The 19,025-nt window shown below is 34.7% G+C and carries 13 protein-coding genes and 1 tRNA gene; 3 read left to right on the forward strand and 11 right to left on the reverse strand.

Going from position 1 to position 19,025, the window contains the following annotated elements; all coding sequences use genetic code 11:
- Window positions 1-8: 8 nt before the first annotated feature.
- A complete protein-coding gene (locus tag EOJ36_RS00580) occupies window positions 9-3,032 on the reverse strand; it encodes a tetratricopeptide repeat protein (protein WP_127802077.1) in 3,024 nt (1,007 codons plus the stop codon).
- A 170-nt stretch (window positions 3,033-3,202) separates the two neighbouring features.
- Between EOJ36_RS00580 and EOJ36_RS00585 the strand changes: the two genes are divergently transcribed.
- Entirely contained in the window at window positions 3,203-4,984 is a 1,782-nt protein-coding gene (locus EOJ36_RS00585) for a M61 family metallopeptidase (RefSeq protein WP_164847796.1), read from the forward strand.
- Window positions 4,985-5,293: 309 nt separating this feature from the next.
- Here EOJ36_RS00585 and EOJ36_RS00590 read toward each other — a convergent pair whose 3' ends face one another.
- Complete coding sequence (locus EOJ36_RS00590; protein WP_127802079.1) at window positions 5,294-5,731, reverse strand: peptidylprolyl isomerase; 438 nt, start codon at window positions 5,729-5,731, stop codon at window positions 5,294-5,296.
- A gap of 48 nt (window positions 5,732-5,779) precedes the next feature.
- Between EOJ36_RS00590 and EOJ36_RS00595 the strand changes: the two genes are divergently transcribed.
- Window positions 5,780-6,538 carry a tetratricopeptide repeat protein gene (locus EOJ36_RS00595; protein ID WP_164847797.1) on the forward strand — a complete coding sequence of 253 codons (759 nt, stop codon included), beginning with the start codon at window positions 5,780-5,782 and terminating at the stop codon, window positions 6,536-6,538.
- Here the strand turns inward: EOJ36_RS00595 and menD are convergent.
- From menD to EOJ36_RS00625, 6 genes are all read right to left on the reverse strand, one after another.
- Window positions 6,524-8,230 (reverse strand): 2-succinyl-5-enolpyruvyl-6-hydroxy-3-cyclohexene-1-carboxylic-acid synthase, encoded by a 1,707-nt coding sequence (menD, locus tag EOJ36_RS00600; protein ID WP_127802081.1) that lies wholly within the window; start codon window positions 8,228-8,230, stop codon window positions 6,524-6,526. The genes EOJ36_RS00595 and menD overlap by 15 nt on opposite strands.
- Before the next feature lie 35 nt (window positions 8,231-8,265).
- Window positions 8,266-9,129: a sigma-70 family RNA polymerase sigma factor gene (locus tag EOJ36_RS00605; RefSeq protein WP_127802082.1), complete on the reverse strand. Its 864-nt coding sequence runs from the start codon at window positions 9,127-9,129 to the stop codon at window positions 8,266-8,268.
- A gap of 58 nt (window positions 9,130-9,187) precedes the next feature.
- Entirely contained in the window at window positions 9,188-11,341 is a 2,154-nt protein-coding gene (gene pnp, locus EOJ36_RS00610) for a polyribonucleotide nucleotidyltransferase (RefSeq protein ID WP_127802083.1), read from the reverse strand.
- A 104-nt stretch (window positions 11,342-11,445) separates the two neighbouring features.
- On the reverse strand, window positions 11,446-11,721 hold the full coding sequence (rpsO, locus tag EOJ36_RS00615; RefSeq protein ID WP_127802084.1) for a 30S ribosomal protein S15: 276 nt from the start codon (window positions 11,719-11,721) through the stop codon (window positions 11,446-11,448).
- Window positions 11,722-11,764: 43 nt separating this feature from the next.
- Complete coding sequence (locus tag EOJ36_RS00620; RefSeq protein WP_317125889.1) at window positions 11,765-13,240, reverse strand: LptF/LptG family permease; 1,476 nt, start codon at window positions 13,238-13,240, stop codon at window positions 11,765-11,767.
- On the reverse strand, window positions 13,227-13,613 hold the full coding sequence (locus EOJ36_RS00625) for an START-like domain-containing protein (protein ID WP_127802086.1): 387 nt from the start codon (window positions 13,611-13,613) through the stop codon (window positions 13,227-13,229). Before EOJ36_RS00625 ends, EOJ36_RS00620 begins: the two co-directional genes overlap by 14 nt.
- 133 nt (window positions 13,614-13,746) lie before the next feature.
- On the opposite strand from EOJ36_RS00625, the gene EOJ36_RS00630 reads away from it, so the two are divergent.
- Window positions 13,747-13,820 (forward strand) — tRNA-Met (locus EOJ36_RS00630).
- 215 nt (window positions 13,821-14,035) lie between these two features.
- Here the strand turns inward: EOJ36_RS00630 and EOJ36_RS00635 are convergent.
- From EOJ36_RS00635 to EOJ36_RS00645, 3 genes are all read right to left on the reverse strand, one after another.
- Complete coding sequence (locus EOJ36_RS00635) at window positions 14,036-14,365, reverse strand: hypothetical protein (protein ID WP_127802087.1); 330 nt, start codon at window positions 14,363-14,365, stop codon at window positions 14,036-14,038.
- A 132-nt stretch (window positions 14,366-14,497) separates the two neighbouring features.
- Window positions 14,498-15,667, reverse strand: coding sequence for a DUF5060 domain-containing protein (locus tag EOJ36_RS00640; protein WP_127802088.1), 1,170 nt, complete (start codon window positions 15,665-15,667; stop codon window positions 14,498-14,500).
- 57 nt (window positions 15,668-15,724) lie between these two features.
- The gene (locus tag EOJ36_RS00645; RefSeq protein WP_127802089.1) at window positions 15,725-19,024 is read right to left on the reverse strand and encodes a beta strand repeat-containing protein; all 3,300 of its coding nucleotides are present in this window, start codon (window positions 19,022-19,024) and stop codon (window positions 15,725-15,727) included.
- Between the last annotated feature and the right edge of the window lies 1 nt (window position 19,025).

Here is a 19,025-nt window from a genome sequence, read left to right on the forward strand (position 1 = left end):
CTATTATATTATTTGGAAGGTAATGTGGCCAATTTAGATTTTGCTAATTCAACTACCTCTTTATCTTCTGAGTTATCAATAATTGATTTTAAAGTTGCTTTTGCCTGAGGAAGATTATTCAAGGCAATAAAATTATTTGCTAATAACAAATATGCTTTTCCAACAATATTATCGGAGGCTTCTGCAAAATCGTTTCTGAATTTATCCAAAATCATTTCACTAGATTCCTTGTATTTCTTTTGATCAAACAATATTTGTGCAATACGTAATTGACTTGTAGCGGCAAGGTCGCCTTTATCATAAGCCAAAGATTTTTGCAGCCAATTTACTTCACCCTCTTGATTCTTTAAATTTATCTGAATATCGATAAATTGTTTACATAATTTGAATTTTTCATCATTGCCTAAACTTGAATTCGCTAATAATCTTTCCGCAACAACTGTTGCAGAATCTATCGAATTACTTTCTAAAAAATTACGAAGAATTCCGAAATCGGAGGAGATGAATTCATTTGCACTGATATTTCTTGTTTGTAATTTTTGATACAAAACTGTTGATGCAGCATAATTTTTATTTTCGAATTCAATTTCTGCACTTCTTTGGATTGCTTTATTAACTTGAGGATGTACGTTTTGATTTATTATTTTTCCATAAAATTCTAAAGCTGTAGGTTTGTCACCGATTCTATTGGCAGCATCGGCAATAAGGTAAGTCACTTCAGTAACTCGTTCGTTTTCTGGATGTTTGCTTAAAAATCCTTTAAGAGCAGGTATGGCTTTGTCATATTTCTCTCCTAAATAGATGCTTTTTGCGGCATTAAATTGTAAATCAATATTTTCTTCAGTTTCTGGGGCCCCACTTTGGAATGCACTTAGTAATTCACCAAATTCTTCAGGACGGCCTACTTCGTTCAATTCCTCTTGCAAACCCAACAAAGCTTCTTTTGCATTTTTATCAGTTGCAAAACTTGTTATTATTTTTTTATAGTCTTTAATCGCCAATTCATGTTGATTTGTATTGCCGAAACTTTGTGCTCTTTTTAATAAAGCAGAACTTAAATAAGGACTGTTTGATTTGTTTTCAATTAAATCCGTAAATCCAACAATTGCATCTTTATACTTATTATTATTAAAAGAGATTAAATTTTCTTGATAAATCGCATCGTCTAGGTATTTAGAATTCGGATAATCTGTTCTAATTTTTCGAAAGGCTTGTTTAGCTTCAGTTTCCTTATTCAAATAGCTTAATGTCAATCCTCTTTGATAAATGGCATAGTCTTTATCTGTTTTAATTTGGTCAATCGCTTTGGTATAATAAACTAATGCATCATCGTAATTTTTGGAAACTAAATACGTGTCAGCCAAACGTAATAAAATGTTTGGATTTCCTTTTGATTCAGGACTTGCCAACATTTTGTCGGCATAGGTTTTGAATAAAACATTTGCCTTTGTAAATTCTTTGATATTAAAATAGGCATAAGCCAAACCCAAACGTACTTTTTGTTGAAAATCTGATGGATTTGCAACTTCAGGTTGACTCACCAATAAGGGGCTATAAATTTGTATGGCCTCCTGGTAATTTTTTAATTGAGAATATGCCTCTGCTTTGCCAAAGGTTGCATTGGCTTGAATATCCTTACTTTCACTTATAGAAGCCGCATTATTAAATAGAGTGATAGCTTCTTCAAGTTTATTTTGGTTATATGCACTAACACCTAAATTATAACTTAAGGTCTGAAAAGCTAAATTTAATTTTGGAGTTTTGTTTTGAATCCCTTTAAGATAATCCAATGCAGCATTTAGGTTGTTGGAATTAATAAAGGCATCTGCTACAATTTCACTAGCTTCCTCAGCATATTTACTTCCAGGAAAGGTCTTATTGAAATTTTGAATTTCATAAATCGTTTCACTAGCTTTTCCCATGTCCAATAAAACCTTTGCATAATTGAAGGCTGCATCTTCTTGGATATTTTTATTAAATGATAAACTTTTTGCAATGGATAAGGCATCTAAAGTTGCTTCCAAATTACCCGCTTTTAATTGTGCAAGTCCCAAGGTCATAGATGCATATTGACTCAAGGTATCTTTTTTAATGATCAAAGGTTTTAAAACATCTGCTGCTTTAGCAAATTGATTGGTTTTATAAAGAGAGTATCCAAAACGGTATTTCACTCCATTATCAATGGCACTTGGATTTAATTTTTCTGCTAATCCAAAATTATAAACGGCTTTTTCGAAATAGCCTAATTTAAATTGAACCTCTGCTACAAGTATAGAAAGTCCATCTAGTTTATAAGAATTTGAATTTTGCTTTAAAATAGGTTCAGCATAATTTAAAAGCTCATTGAATTTACCTTGGTGATAATAACACATGGAAACCCAATTTGGAATTTCAGCTCTAAATTTTGAGCTATTTTCAGCCCTTTGAAAATCACTTACTGCATCTGCAAATCTTTTTTCTTGGAAATTGATTACAGCAGAATAATATGAAGCAGCAAAAGCAAATTCTTCTTCTCTTTCAATTTTTATTTCATCGAAAATCTTTAAAGCATTTTTTAAAGATTTCATCTCATAATAAGAAACGCCTAATTTATATTTCGCTTCCAAATTAGTTTCAGAAGACCGACTTAAGTATTTTATAGCTTTGGTATAATCGGCATTTTCATAAAAAAAGTTTCCAATTCCCCTTAACAATTTAATGGATTGCGGATGCTCTGGATGATTGGATACAAATCTTTCTGCCAAAACCTCTGATTCAGGTTGTGATAAATACAGGGAACTCATAGTAATATAATACTCCGCCAAAACTTTTTGACCAGCTTGCTCTCCATTGATAGGTTCTAATTTTTGAAGATATTGAGTGAATTCTTCCTTGGCGGCAACATAATTTTTAGCATCAAAGTATTCTTTGGCTTGCCTAAAATGTAAACTATGATCTCTAAAGCTTAAAGTCTGTTGGGAAAATCCTAGATGTGCAGTAATTAGAAATGTGCAAAAATAAATTACACGATAAGTTATTTTATTTTTCTTCATTATTAGATGATTATAATAATCGCTTTAACTACAATAATACGAAAAAAAAGCCTAAATATTATATCATAAATGGAATAATTAGATACATTTTCTCGCAATTTTTATTCAAGAATTTTATTGTTTATTTTTAAGCTTTGAATTGAAAACTTTATTAGCAAATTAATATGAAAATGAAAATTACCATTTACCTTTTTGTGTTTGGAATTCTAAGCTCATTTGGCGTTGAATCTCAAATACTTACTCACCAACTTTCAATGTCTCAGCCCCAATCCCATTATTTTGAGGTGAGTACTAGTTTGGATATTAGTAAATTAAAAAATCATAATAAATCGTTTGTTGATTTTAAAATGGCGGCATGGACTCCGGGTTCCTATTTGATCCGAGAATTTGCCAAAAATGTGGAGCAGGTAAAAGCCAAATTGAATAATGAAACCGTTTCAATTCATAAAATAAATAAAAATACATGGAGAGTAAATTTTCCTGCTGGATTAAAAACGGGTATTATTCAGGTTTCTTATTTAGTATATGCCTATGAAATGTCGGTACGTACTTCTTTTTTAGATGATGCCCATGGATATTTGAATCCTGCCTCAATATTTATGTATGTAGAGGACCTTGCCAATCAGCCTATACAATTAAAAATTATACCCCATTCAAGTTTTTCAAAGGTTTCTACAGCGCTCTCTCCTTCTGGAAATTTTCAATATGTGGCTAAAAATTTAGATGAATTGATTGATTCACCAATTGAAATTGGAAATCACCAAGAATTTGAGTTTAAAGTGAAAAACATTCCACATAAAATTGCTTTTTATGGCCCAGCGAAGGTAAATTCAGAGAAGTTTTTACAAGATGTTCAAAAAATGTGTGAAACAGCCATGAACGTGGTTGGAGATCATCCATGTGATCATTATTTGTTCATCATCCATAATTTGAATCGCGGAGGCGGTGGATTAGAGCATTTGAATTCAACAACTTGTCAGGTTACACGTTCTGCTTATGAAAATGAAACAGGCTATACGGGTATTCTGAATTTATTAGCTCATGAGTATTTCCACCTATGGAATGTAAAGCGTATTCGCCCTATGGCTTTGGGACCATTTGATTACGAAAATGAAAATTATACTCACAATTTGTGGTTTTCAGAAGGAATTACATCTTATTATGCAGATTTGATTTTATTTAGAGCAGGATTTGTTTCAAAATCTAACTATTTAAAAGGATTAGCTGATGAAATTACTGCAGTTGAAAATACTCCAGGAAACAAGATTGAATCAGCTGCTGACGCAAGTTGGGACGCTTGGATAAAATATTATCGTCCTAACGAAAACTCTAGAAATTCTACTATATCCTATTATGATAAGGGTTCTGTTTTAGGAGGTGTTTTAAATCTTTGGATAATCAATGCTTCAAAGGGGAAAAAATCTTTAGATGATGTTTATAAGTTTCTCTATACAAATTATTATCAAAAATTAGGTCGTGGATTTACCGATGCTGAATTGGAAAATGCCTTTTCAGAGGTAGCAGGTGTTTCGGCAAAAGATTTGTTTAGCCAATTGATTTATGGAACCACTACCCCATCCTATGCAAATTTATTCAAAGCGGTGGGTTACGATTGGAATAATTTAAACGAAACCAAAGAATTGCCATTTTTAGGCCTTTCCACTCAAGGGACACGTGTTTCTTTGATTTATAGAAATGGTCCAGCTTATAATTTTGGATTAAATGTTGGTGACGAAATATTAAAGGTGAATCAAGAGAATTTTGAAAGCATAGATAAGCTTTTGGCCAATAAAAAAATAGGTGATTCTATCCTATTTACGGTTAAACGCGATGGTATGGAAAAAAATTATATGATTCCTGTGGTTAAAAGTCCTTTATCCCAATTTGAAATTAAGTCAATTGACAATTCAAGTGCTCAGCAGCAGGAATTGGAGAAAAAATGGCTGAAATGAGTTATGAGTTATGAGTTATGAGTTATGAGTTATGGGTTATGGGTTATGATGATTTTCGATAATTCATGCATATTTATAATAATTTGATTTATAATAGAGGGACTAGTTACTAGTTCCTCTATTTCTTTTTGCGAGGTAAAATCTAAAATTGAAAATTTAATAGTTTGCTCCATATACGGAGTTTCAAATTTTACAATGTATTTTGAATTCCACTCATAGAGCAAAATTTTAATTTCATCACAAGGAATTTCTTTTAAAAAATGCATAATTCATAACTCATAACCCATAACTCATAACCCATAACTCAATTTATTCCTCAACAATTTTAACAGAAACAATCTTATCTCCTTGTCTGATATCGTCAATAACTTCTAAACCTTCAACCACTTTACCAAAGCACGTATGCTTACGGTCTAAATGGGCTGTGTTTGTTCTGCTGTGACAAATGAAAAACTGAGAACCACCTGTGTTTGGACCTCTATGAGCCATAGATAATACGCCACGGTCGTGGTATTGGTTGTTTCCTGTTAATTCACAAGGAATTGTATAGCCTGGTCCACCAGCACCTGTACCAGTTGGATCTCCCCCTTGAATGACGAAATCAGGAATTACTCGGTGGAAAGTTACCCCATCATAATATCCCTTATTTGATAAATCGATGAAATTTTGCACGTGAATAGGTGCATCTTCTTGAAAAAATTCGATTTTCATTAAACCTTTGTCGGTCAACATTTCTGCGTATGCCATAATATCTTTTAAATTTGTTACCAAAATACAAAAGTACGCAAAATGCCTATGAAAATCTCGTTTCGAAATTTAATTGTCTTACTAATTGGACTATTTATCCTGCAATCTTGTCAATCTTCTGAAGAAAAAAAGAAATTAGAGGCGAGTAAGTTCTTTTTAAAGGGAAATCAGAAATTTGCTGAAAAAGAATATCGTGATGCTTTAAAATGGTATAATGAGTCCATTGAAAAGCAACCTGATTTGTCGGATGCCTATTATAATCGTGGTCTGGCCTATGTCGAAATTGATAAAATGGAAGAGGCTTATGCTGATTTCAACAAGGCGATTGCCCTAGATCCCAAATTTGCTCAGGCCCGCTTTAAAAAGATTGAAACCTTGCAGAATTTAAATCAGTTGGAAAAGGCAATGGATGAAGCGGAGGCTTTTGCGAAGGAATTTCCAGATTCTTCAGCAAATTTCAGACTGTTAGGCGATGTATATTTACAAAATAAAAAGCTGAATAATGCCAAATTAGCCTATAAAAGAGCCATCAAATTGGATTCTAAAAATTATGAGGCCATGATTAACGAAGGGGTGGTATATCAAGAGGAAGGTAATTTGGACTCAGCAGAAATATGCTTTAAAAAGGTATTATCAACAGGGAAATACACTGATTTGGTCTATAACAACCTCGGTTATTTAGAAATTCAACGCAAACAGTGGAAACTTGCTAAGAATTGGGTAGATAAAGCCTTGGATATTTCCCCTGAAAATGAATTGTATTTGAAGAATTTGAAGAAAATCGAAGACGAATCAGGACTTAAATAAGTTCATATATTCGGCCAATACATTTGCATTAGTATCTGGATTAGTGAATACCTCCAATATCATTCCAGAGTTACTTTTACTTGAAAGTTTAACTAGATTTTCATGTAGTTCTGCATTTGAATGTACAGCTAAATAATGCAATCCGGCATCATTTGCAGTGTTTTGTGCAGAGTTTGTCTGTCGGGTAGAAATTAGTGATTCTAATTCTGGTAGATCCTTTGCCCCTTCTAAATTTCTGAAGATACCACCTCCTGAATTATTCAAAACGATAATCCGCAAGTTTGGATTTAGATATTGATTCCACAAACCATTTTTATCATATTGAAAGGATAAATCACCGATCATTAAATAGGATAAATTGGTGTTTTCAACATTAGCTCCCACATAAGTTGAAAGTGAACCTTCTATCCCACTGGTTCCTCTATTACAATATATAAAATGCGCTGAAGTTGTTTGGAATGGTAGCCAATTGCTGTAACGAACGCTTAAGGAATTACCTAAGAATAGTGAACTCGGTCGCTGGGAAATATATTTCAAAATGGAATTGACAGCAATTAATTCTGACCATGTTTCTTGGGACTTATTTAAAAAGTCCATTTGCTTTTTGCTGACAATATTTGACAATTCTTTCCAAATACCTGAAAATGAATTTTGGTATTTACTGTTACTTAAATTTGTATTTAATTCAGTTAAGAATTCTAATGTTTTGCAATTGAAAATTTGACTTAAATTTTGAAAATTGTCAACTATTTGCTCATTATCTCCTTCATTAATCCACCAGGTAGAGGCATGTTTTTGTGCTCTTAAAAATAATTTAATTCGCTTTGAAACATGAGATTTTCCGATGTGAATGACAATATGTGGCGATAATTTACTCCAATTGGATTCGTTTGCTAAAACTAAATCGTGGTTTTGTATCACATGGTTTGCCCCATTGCTGGTGGTGTCCCCCACGCAAACGACTCCTTTGTTTTGAAGGTTTTCTAAAAGTGGTAAAATGGATTCAGTATCATCCATTTGCCCGATAGAAATCAATATTTTTTTATCAGCAAATTTTTGAGATTTGAAAAACTCTTGCAGGAATAAAGAATTAGTTTTTTTGAAGTTTAAAAATTGTACTTTTTTTATTTTTTCAGGAAATTTAAACTCTTCTCCTTTTGCGGGATAAAAGGGTTCAATTATCGGTATATTGATATGAATTGGTCCTTTTTTATTACTTACCAACTGTATCAATGCCTCATTTAGTAGCCTTTCTTGAAACCAGGATGTATTTGGATTAGCTGGATTAGAAACTGGGAAGTTGTACGACTTTTTAACAACAGTTGCTAAAAAATTCTCTTGTCGAATGGTTTGTCCATCCCATTGGTCAATCCACTCGGCAGGTCTATCGGCTGTTAAAACTAAAATGGGTATTTCCTGATGAAATGCCTCGACTATTGCTGGTGCCATGTTTAATCCGGCCGAGCCTGATGTGCAACAAATGGCAATAGGTTTTTTGGTAATAATGGCTCTACCTATGGCAAAAAACGCTGCAGAGCGTTCATCAACTAAAGAATAGGTTTTTAGTTCTTTATTTCTTTCGAAGGAAACAATTAATGGAGCATTTCGTGAACCAGGACAAATGATAACCTCTTCAATTCCATGGGCGGAAATGAGTTTAGATAAGGTCAAAAGTTCTTTTGGAAATGCCATAAACTAAAAAAAAGCCTCATTTGAGGCTTTTAAATTTATCCTAAATATGTTTTTAAAGCTTTACTTCTTGAAGTATGTCTTAATCTTCGGATTGCTTTTTCTTTGATTTGGCGAACTCTTTCACGAGTTAAATTGAATTTCTCACCAATTTCTTCTAAGGTCATGGCATGTTCACCATTTAATCCGAAATAAAGAGTAACAACGTCTGCCTCGCGATGAGTCAATGTAGATAAAGCTCTTTGAACCTCTCTGCGCAATGAATCATTGATTAAGCCAGTATCTGGTTTATCTTCAGAATCGTTCTCTAAAACGTCTAAAAGCGAATTTTCTTCACCTTGAACGAATGGTGCATCCATTGAAACGTGACGACCAGAGATTTTCAAAGTATCTACAACCTCACCCGTTGAGATGTCTAAAACTTCTGCTAATTCTTCTGGAGATGGTTCGCGCTCAAATTTTTGCTCTAATTCAGAGAAAGTTTTTGAAATTTTATTCAAAGAACCCACACGGTTTAAAGGCAAACGAACGATACGAGATTGTTCAGCCAATGCTTGAAGGATTGATTGACGAATCCACCACACTGCGTAAGAAATGAATTTAAAACCACGAGTTTCATCGAAACGTTGCGCTGCTTTAATTAAACCAAGGTTTCCTTCATTTATTAAGTCGCCAAGGCTAAGGCCTTGATTTTGGTATTGTTTAGCTACAGAAACTACGAAACGTAGGTTAGCTTTTGTTAATCTTTCTAAAGACAACTGGTCCCCATCACGTATTTTCTGGGCAAGAATTACCTCCTCGTCTGGAGTTAACAAATCAACCTTACCAATTTCTTGTAAGTATTTGTCAAGGGATTGACTTTCCCTGTTTGTAATCTGTTTGCTAATTTTTAGCTGTCTCATACGGCTTTTTTATGGGATAAAATGAGTTGGGGTTTCCAACTCATATCATATACTCAAATTAATTTTCAGACTTTTCTGTTTTCTCCGGTCTTTCAGGTTTTGGTAAAAGAGCTTTTGCCGATAATCTGAATTTACCAGTTTTCTTATCGATTTCTACCAATTTAACCTTTACAGCATCTCCTTCTTTGAATACTCCATCCATGGTTTCGATGCGATCCCAAGAGATTTCAGAGATATGTAATAAACCATCTTTTCCTGGTAAAAATTCCACGAAAGCACCAAAAGTTTGAATATTTTTAACTTTTCCGTCGTAAACTTCACCAACTTCAGGAATTGTAACGATTCCCTTCACCATGGCAACAGCTTTGTTCATAGCCTCTCCATTTGATGAGAAAATACTTACATAACCAGCATCTTCTTTTTCTTCAATGGTAACAGTTGCACCTGATTGCTTTTGAATGTCTTGAACTACTTTACCACCTGGTCCGATTACAGCACCAATTTGCTCTTTCAAGATTTTGATTACTTCGGCACGTGGAGTTTGTGGCTTGAATTCCTCTCTTGTTCCTTCAATAGCCTTCTTCATTTCACCTAAAATGTGCAAACGACCTTCTTTTGCCTGATTTAAAGCTTCTTCTAAAACAGAATACGATAAACCATCAACTTTGATGTCCATTTGACAAGCAGTGATACCTTTTTCGGTACCAGTTACTTTGAAGTCCATATCTCCTAAGTGATCTTCGTCTCCTAAGATATCTGATAAAACGGCATATTTTCCAGTATGTGGGTCAGAAATTAAACCCATTGCGATACCAGAAACAGGAGCTTTGATTTTAACACCTGCATCCATTAAGGCTAATGTACCAGCACAAACAGTTGCCATAGAAGACGAACCATTTGATTCTAAGATGTCTGAAACCACACGAATTGTGTAAGGATACTCATCTAATTTAGGTAAAACCTTCTTTATTGCACGCATTGCCAAGTTTCCGTGTCCTACCTCTCTACGTCCTGGTCCTCTATTTGGCTTCACTTCACCGGTTGAAAAACCTGGGAAGTTGTAGTGCAACATGAATTTATTATAACCTTGGAACATTGGTTGATCAATAATTTGCTCATCCATTTTAGTTCCTAAAGTAACAGTAGTCAATGACTGTGTTTCACCGCGAGTGAAAACAGCTGAACCATGTGGAGTTGGTAAATAATCAACTTCACAAGCAATGTTACGAATTTGGTTCAATTTACGACCATCTAAACGGAATCTTTCTTGAATTACCATTTGACGAACCGCTTCTTTCTCAATATCGTGGAAATAGTGCTTAGCCAAACCTAAATTTACTGTATGGTCTTCAGGTAAGCTATTGATATAGCCATCAATAATTGCATTGAAAGACTCTCTACGTCCAGATTTGCTTGGATTAGCCAATTTGGCTACATCGTAAAAGCTTTGGTAGTAGTTTGCCCACAATTGATCTTTTAATTCATCATCATGTGTTTCGTGGCAATATTCTCTTTTGGAGGTTTTTCCAACCGCTGCTTCTAATTCTTTTAAAGCAGCACATTGTAATTGAATAGCTTCATGAGCAACTTTTAATGCTTCAAGCATTTCAATTTCAGAAATCTCGTTTGCTTCACCTTCAACCATCAAAATATCCTTTGAATTAGCTGCAACGATCAATTCAAGATCTGCATTACTTAATTCAGAAGCATTAGGATTGATGATCAATTCACCATTGATTTTAGCAACACGAACTTCAGAAATTGGTCCATTGAATGGAATATCAGAAACCGCTAATGCAGCAGCAGAGGCTAAACCTACGTAAGCATCTGGTAAAACTTCTAAATCTGCTGAAATCAATTGGATGTTAACCTGAACATCTGCATGATAGTCTGATGGGAAAGTTGGACGTAATGCACGGTCCACCAAACGAGAAATTAATATTTCGTAATCCGATAAACGAGCTTCTCTTTTTAAGAAACTACCTGGAATACGGCCATTTGAGGCGAATTTTTCTTGATAATCTACTGAAAGTGGTAGGAAATCGGTTCCTTCTTTGTGCGTTTTAGCAGCCACAACGGTTGCTAATAACATCATGTTTCCAACACGCACGACAACAGATCCATCAGCTTGTTTTGCAAGCTTTCCGGTTTCGATAAGGATTTCTTTGCCATTAGGCATTGAAATACGCTTTTGAACTATATTATATGACATAAAAATTTTTGTAAATTCAAGAATGACTTGATTTTTGGTAGGTAATGTTAAGTGATGTGTTTAAGTAAACAGGGCTTCCCGTAAAGAAAACCCTGTTTATTACCTTATTTACGAATACCTAATTCCGCGATAATTGCACGATAACGTGTAATATCTTTACGGTTTAAATAATCAAGCAAAGAACGACGCTTACCAACTAACTTCAAAAGGCCTAAGCGTGTGCTATGATCTTTCTTGTTTTGTTTTAAATGGGCAGTCAAGTGATTGATTCTGAAAGTAAATAACGCAATTTGCGATTCTGCAGAACCAGTATCGATTTTTGACTTTGCTTTACCTTTTGATTCGAAAATCTCTTGTTTTTTTTCAGGTGACAAATACATCTTTTACCAGTTTAATGTTTAAAAAAATAATGAATTGACAAAATTACACTTTTTTTGCTGGATTAGCAAATTTCTTCGGCAATCTCGTCTTGAGGTTTTCCCAATACATTTTATAGACATCCCATTCGAAGAGTCGAGAGTCTTTGAGGGCAATACGCATAAAATAAAATCCGATGAGTCCTAAAATGATATTGGCCATCCAGGCACCTATTTGTAAAAGTATTTTACCTTCTTTGGCCATCTTCTCTCCTTGCTGCGTGATGATATACATCAATATGAAGAACGAAACAGCTACCACAATAGGTACACCAAACCCACCTTTTTTGATAATAGCGCCCAAAGGAGCTCCGATAAGGAACATAACTAAAATGGCCAAACTATTCGTGAATTTGTGATGCCATTCTAAATTCGTTTTTTTCAATTCTAGATTTTGAGAATCAATGGCTGATTTGTTGGAACTTCCAAAACTGATTAAATTTTGGGCAGCTTGAAATGCATCCGATTTGATTTTAGGCTTATTTACAATTCCTGAATCTAATTTATTGATACGAGCTGCAACCCAAGAAGTATTGTGTTTTAGGGTTTTTAGAGCAATACTCGGATCTTTTCTGAAGTATAAAAAATAGACATTATAGGAAGCTTTGTAGCCGTTTTTGATGGTATTGATTATTTTTTTCAAAGAATCGGCATCATAACTTAGCTCCACATTATTACGCATGATTTGGTTTCTGGAGAATTGGCTTTCGTCAGTTTTTTGTAAATCAAAAGCATCGAGCGACATCACCACCTTGCTTTTCCTAAATTGGTGAATGGCCACATCAGATTGATCTAAATTGGATCCCCTATCAGCATCTTCCAAATAATCTTTTCCGTTAAACAACTCAAATACTAAGTACCTTTTGTTTAAAATCGTGTACATTTTAGCTGAATCAGCTATGGTAACGTGTCGATTTCCATCGTTTAAGGTATGGTCGTAAATTAAGACGTTTTTAAGTGTTTTATTGTCGGGATATTTTTTACTAACCTTGATGGCATACCCTGGTAAATCGGTGTAAAAAATACCTTCCTTTATATTTAAAGTCGTTTTTGTTGTTTTGATATCATATAATAAACTCCAACCTTTCAAATTTGCCCATGGCAAGGCGATGTTGGTAAACCAAAACATGAATACTGAGAAAAGGACCGCCAAGGCTATGATGGGTCTAAAAATTCGGATAATAGATATTCCAGCACTCTTTAAGGCAGTTAGTTCGAAGTTTTCACCCAGTTTCCCAAAGGTCATTAAGGATGACATCAGGACTGCCAGTGGCATTGCCAAAGGTAAAGTGATGAGAGAAAAGTAAAAAAGTAATTGGAAATAGACTTCAATGCCTAAATCTTTTCCGAATAGGTCGGCGAAATAGAACAGCAAAAGTCTTAATAAAAAGATAAAAATGACAACGATTAAAGTGAGAAAAAAGGGTCCTGCAAAAGCCTGAAGAACCAATTTGTCAATTTTTCGTAGATTAACTCCCAACAATTTCCTTTAATTTTTCGGTTAAAAATTCCCAAAGTTCTTCCGCATCCTCATCTGATTTGAATTTTGAAGCGCTATCAATTATTTGTAGGTAAGTTGTATTAGAAACTTCACTTACATTTAATGACATATCTAAAATTCTTTTCGAGTCCCCTCCTCCATCAAATTCAAATTTGACAAATTTATTCAATTTACTTGAAACGAGATTAGCAAGGTGACTTTCATTGTCCCAAATCAAATTGAATTGTGTTGCGTTTTTCACAGTTACTTTGTCGGCAAACCATTGTTGCAAACCCGAAGCTGTACTTAAATAGGGGTACAAAACTTTAGGGGAAGCTTTTATTTCGAATTCAAATTGATATGCCTCGGATGCCATAAACTTGGGTTTTAATTGCCTGTCTAACAAAGATATAAATATTCTGTAGAATAGCAATTATTTACAAATTTACGAAGAATAATAAATAGTCCTTGCTTAAATTCGGCTTTTTTATTACTTTTGCAATCGATTTGGCGGGGTAGCTCAGATGGTTAGAGCGTTGGATTCATAACCCAAAGGTCGGCAGTTCGATTCTGCTCCCCGCTACGAAAAAAAGACAAGCGAAGGCTTGTCTTTTTTGTTTGTAACAAATCAAGCGGAGCCTTCGAGTTTTCTCGCTTCGCTCGACCTCAGGCTCCTATTTCGGTTTTTAAACAAATCCTCATAAATAAAAAAAAATTAAAGATACCTTTCAAACTCAGGTGTCAGTATATAGTTTAAGGAGACTGAGGCCGAGCGAAGCGAGGAAACTCGAAGCCTCCTTAAACACTTTCCACAATCAATACAAACGCCTGCCCTTTCCACGGAGAGGAATAGGATTTAAACATTTGATAAGTTTCAATTTCTTCTTTTGTTTCTCCAGTGAAAATGTTAAAATAAGTAACTTTTACTTGGTTGCTTTCCGGTTTTGGGATAACTGTATTAATGAAATCATTTTCTTTTGGAACAAAGTACAGATACAAACTTTTGTCGTTTGTTAAAGGATATCCGCTGGTGGAGAAATTATCAATTCCTATCCTACTGTTAATCGTTAATTTGGGTTTGTAGGCCTTTAATTCATTGAAATTGTACTTTGTAAATAGAGTGTTCAAATGTTTGTAATAATCAAACCTTGGTTTGGGAATTTTATTGAGTTGAAGCGCATCGTAAATCACAATATCCCAAGAAGTATTTTGCCAATAATAGGTGGAGTAAACTCCCGCAAAAACACATTGATAATTACGCTATAAACAGATATCCGGATTGGTATAATTTCCCACAAAGGTTGCATAAGGTCCTTTTTCATAGCCCCCATGTTCAATATTCATAATGGGTTTATTCGGATACTTTTGAACGGCATCAATCGTATTGGAATACAAATCCGATCGCCAATTTTGAATGGAAATGAAATCTACTTTTTCGGGTTCGCGAGAACAATATTCGTAGTCGTGCACCGTAATTAAGTGCTTGTAGGCATCATTTTTGCGAATTCTTTCAATACGCTCGTTGATGTAAGGGATGTCGCAGCGACCATAATCTAAAGCTTCCTTCGACACATCCCAAATGATGTTGGGATAAGCTTGGTATCTTTTAATAATGTAATCAAAATACTGATTATCTTCTTTGGAATACATTTTTGGCCAATTGACTTTCTTGTTCCAAACGTAAATCATTAAATGAGAGGCTAATCCATTTTCGTGCAATAATTGAATTTTTCGATCCAAGTTTTTGAAAAAATCGATATTTAATTCAGTGAAATCGGGCGATTCATTAGTGCCTTTAAAAACACTGTAATTCGGCTTTTTATAATCATATTGTGCAGGAATATCCTTTGCAACGGGCCAACCAACGTTGTAGGCATAAACATTCATTACGACCTGGTTAAATCCATTGGATTTGATGGATTCAATAATTTGTTTGGATTGAATTAAATTGTTGTTTTCGGGGTAATCCAAAGCAAACAACCAATCCAATTCAAAGGCTAAAGCGAAATAAGGTTTATCGTTTTGGTAAGCAAATTTTTGTGGATTTTTTGAATCGATTTGAATTTTGGGAAGCTTAGTAAGGGAACTTTGCGCCTTAGAAATTACTTGTCCAGATAAGCCATTTAAGTCTTTTTGATCAGAATTTACTTGGAATGTATATTTTCCTATTTTCTCCGGATTAAAACGAATCACAAATTCATCATTTCCATTGTAAAATCCAGGCACAGAAATGGATTCCTTATTTTCAAAATTGAAAACGGCTCGAAACTCAACATCAAAAGGTTTGGCTTGTTTAGATTTAAAAACAATATCTATCGGCTGATTTTGTTCAGTTGAATAGGTTTGTTTAGGTTTAAATGGTAAGTAATCTTGAGAATAACTCAAGAAATGTAAACTTATTAAGAGAAGAATTAGGGATTTTTTAAACATTCCTAAAATTAACAATTAACAATTAACAATTAACAATTAACAATTAACAATTAACAATTAATATATCTGTTGTAAGGTTACAATTAAAGAAGGAATTTCTGGCCTGATGGGACTAGTTCTAGCTCCTTGCGATTTGATAATTAAATTAGTGGCTGATCCACTCCACATAATTTCAACATAATCATTTGCATTTAGGTTCAGGAAAAAATTCCAAGCTGCAACAGTAGGTGCTGAGGTAGCAGTTCCTCCTGTGATTGAAATGTCTGTAGCAGAGTATGCAATGTCTGATTCATTTTTACGAAGCCAGATAGAAACATCTTCTGCAGATGTTCCTGTTGACCGATCCAATTGGGCAGAAAACTGCAAATTGTATTTTCCTGCATTTGCAACTTTTATTCGGGTTGGTACACCATTTCCATTCGATTCAATCGATACTCCGGAGGCAAAATCGGTAGTATTTAATTTCATGGCGTAGGCTGTATTTGCTAGAGCTAAGGTTTGAATTGATGTGTCATAAAATGCCCCATAGGATGCAGTTGAAACAGAATTTGTACCCTTTCCAAGGAGAATTCCATTTAAATTGGCTGTTCCAGTTCCTCCTTTGTTTACAGAGATTGTTGAACCATTCCACGTACCAGAGCTGATGGTACCCACAGAAGTTAAACTTGAGGATACTATATTTGATGCTAAGGTTGTACCTGTTAAAGCGGAGGCTTCTGCTGGAATGGTAATATTTGTGGACCCATCAAATGAAACACCATTAATATCTCTTGCGGTAGATAATTTTGAGGCAGTAGTTGCTGAAATAGCATTTGCATTTTGCTCTAATTTGTTGTCTAATGCAGTTTGAGTAGCAGTAGAAATAGGCTTGTTCAAATCTGAAGTGTTGTCTACGTTGCTCAAGCCTATTGTAGCTTTATCTAGTGTTTGAAATGTTTTATCACCTCTAAAATATTGAGAGTTAGTTCCTGCTGAAATACTTGGTTCAGCACCCAGAGCTGTTCTTGCGTTGGCCGCATTAGTTGCACCTGTACCTCCATTTGAAATTGAAATTGGAGTTCCATTCCAAGTTCCAGAGCTGATGGTACCCACAGAAGTTAAACTTGAGGATACAATATTTGATGCTAAAGTTGTACCTGTTAATGAGGAGGCTTCTGCTGGGATGGTAATATTTGTGGACCCATCAAATGAAATACCATTTATATTTCTTGCTGTAGTCAATTTTGTCGCTGAAGTTGCTGAAGCTGCATTTGCATTTAGAGCTAATTTGGTGTCTAATGCAGTTTGAGTAGCAGAAGAAATGGGCTTGTTCAAATCTGAAGTGTTGTCTACGTTGCTCAAGCCTATTGTAGCTTTATCTAGTGTTTGAAATGTTTTATCACCTCTAAAATATTGAGAGGTAGTTCCTGCTGAAATACTTGGTTCGGCACCTAGGGCAGTTCTCGCGGTGGCAGCAGTAGTTGCACCTGTACCTCCATTCGCAATTGAAATAGTAGTTCCATTCCATGTTCCAGATGAAATTGTTCCCACGGAAGTTAAACTCGATGAAATAACTCCTGATGCTAATGTAGTACCTGTTAAGGCAGAGGCATCTGTGAAGCCACTTCCACCGGTTGGAATGGTGATGTCGGCAGTGCCATCAAAAGCTACTCCATTAATGTTTCTAGCAGTGGCCAGTTTTGTGCTAGTGGCTGAATTACCAGCCATACTTCCTGAAACTGTATTTTCAATAAAGGTTTTTACGGCTAATTGAGATGGGTATCTGTCGTTATTTGCAGATGCTCCTCCTAAACTAACGCTATTTGATTTATTGCTTAGATCTTCTTTGTTATTAATAGCTGTTAATGTAGCTGAGGATACAGGTTTGTCTGCATCAGAAGTATTGTTTACATTGCCTAATCCTAATGCTGTTCTAGCAGTTTCAGCGGTAGTGGCTCCTGTACCTCCTTTTGCAATTGAAATTGTAGTTCCATTCCATGTTCCAGATGAAATTGTTCCCACGGAAGTTAAACTAGATGAAACAACTCCTGATGCTAATGTAGTACCTGTTAAGGCAGAGGCATCTGTGGAGGCACTTCCACCGGTTGGAATGGTGATGTTGGCAGTGCCATCAAAAGCAACACCATTGATGGTTCTTGCTGTAGTTAATTTAGTAGCAGAATTTGCAATAGTAGCAGAATTGGCAGTTGTGGCAATGGTAGCTGTAGCTGCGTTTCCGCTTGTATTTTGATTCCAAGTTGGAACTGTACCTGTTAATAAGGAGTATGGAATTCCACCTGCAGTTAAATTTCCCACGGAGGTTAAACTAGAAGATACAACTCCTGATGCTAATGTAGTACCTGTTAAGGCAGAGGCATCTGTGGAGCCACTTCCACCGGTTGGAATGGTGATGTCGGCAGTGCCATCAAAAGCAATACCATTGATCGTTCTTGCGGTAGTCAATTTAGTAGCAGAAGTGGCATTTTCATTAATGCCTAATTTGTTTGCTAAAGCCGATTGAGTCGCTGTTGAAATAGGCTTGTCAGCATCTGAAGTATTTTCAACATTCGAAAGTCCTACTGTATTTTTAGTTAAAATTTGCCATGTTTTATCTCCTCGAAAATATTGGTTTGTATTTCCTGAAAGTATCAATGGTTCATCACCTGTAGAAGTAGTAATTGTAATATCTGAAGTGCCATCAAAAATAATTCCATTTATTTTTTTTGCATTTAATAATTTTGTAGAAGTAGCCGCATTTCCTTTAATATCTCCAATAATTTTACTTCCTTCTAAACCAATTATTTTTTCATTTGGAATTGGAGTATTGAATAAATTATCTACATATACCTTAGAAGTTTTCAGGCCTAATTGAATGTTGTAAGGTTTAAGCATGGAGCTTGTATCGGCAATATTCAATTTTTTTTCTAGTCCAATTACATTATTTGCTGTGATGGCATGAGGGACAAGTCCTATTGGTGAAGTTCCTAAATCAATTAAGTTACCAGAATATTCTAATCCATTGGAAAAGTTTTCTGGTAAGATGGCAATTTTAATATTTAAAAAGTAATTGGATTCTTGCCATAAAATATCTCTGATGGATGCATTTAGTCCGTCAATTTTTTTTCCAGTGCCAAGTTGTAAATTAAATATCCCAGATTCGTTCGTTTTAGATAAAAAAACCTCTTTTAAACATAATTGGCCATTTACATTTGAATTTAAAATACTTGTTTCAATAAATAGTGATTTTCCTTTGGCAGGATTATTAAATTGATCTCTAGCTAGGGCCTGAAAATGAATACCACTTGTGTTTTGTGCAATTGAATAAAATGAAAAAAAATAACTTATTAAAATGATTGTTATGGATAGGTTCGCTTTCATA

The organism is Sandaracinomonas limnophila (assembly GCF_004005965.1).
In the GTDB taxonomy this organism is placed as follows: Bacteria; Bacteroidota; Bacteroidia; order Cytophagales; family Spirosomataceae; genus Sandaracinomonas; species Sandaracinomonas limnophila.

What these genes read in the sequence shown, in the direction of transcription:
- EOJ36_RS00590 (WP_127802079.1), bottom strand. Translation starts at nt 5,731, where the DNA reads ATGGCATACGCAGAAATGTTGACCGACAAAGGTTTAATGAAAATCGAA.
- menD (WP_127802081.1), bottom strand. Translation starts at nt 8,230, where the DNA reads ATGGCATTTCCAAAAGAACTTTTGACCTTATCTAAACTCATTTCCGCC.
- pnp (WP_127802083.1), bottom strand. Translation starts at nt 11,341, where the DNA reads ATGTCATATAATATAGTTCAAAAGCGTATTTCAATGCCTAATGGCAAA.
- EOJ36_RS00595 (WP_164847797.1), top strand. Translation starts at nt 5,780, where the DNA reads ATGAAAATCTCGTTTCGAAATTTAATTGTCTTACTAATTGGACTATTT.
- rpsO (WP_127802084.1), bottom strand. Translation starts at nt 11,721, where the DNA reads ATGTATTTGTCACCTGAAAAAAAACAAGAGATTTTCGAATCAAAAGGT.
- EOJ36_RS00625 (WP_127802086.1), bottom strand. Translation starts at nt 13,613, where the DNA reads ATGGCATCCGAGGCATATCAATTTGAATTCGAAATAAAAGCTTCCCCT.
- EOJ36_RS00580 (WP_127802077.1), bottom strand. Translation starts at nt 3,032, where the DNA reads ATGAAGAAAAATAAAATAACTTATCGTGTAATTTATTTTTGCACATTT.
- EOJ36_RS00645 (WP_127802089.1), bottom strand. Translation starts at nt 19,024, where the DNA reads ATGAAAGCGAACCTATCCATAACAATCATTTTAATAAGTTATTTTTTT.
- EOJ36_RS00585 (WP_164847796.1), top strand. Translation starts at nt 3,203, where the DNA reads ATGAAAATTACCATTTACCTTTTTGTGTTTGGAATTCTAAGCTCATTT.
- EOJ36_RS00640 (WP_127802088.1), bottom strand. Translation starts at nt 15,667, where the DNA reads ATGTTTAAAAAATCCCTAATTCTTCTCTTAATAAGTTTACATTTCTTG.
- EOJ36_RS00605 (WP_127802082.1), bottom strand. Translation starts at nt 9,129, where the DNA reads ATGAGACAGCTAAAAATTAGCAAACAGATTACAAACAGGGAAAGTCAA.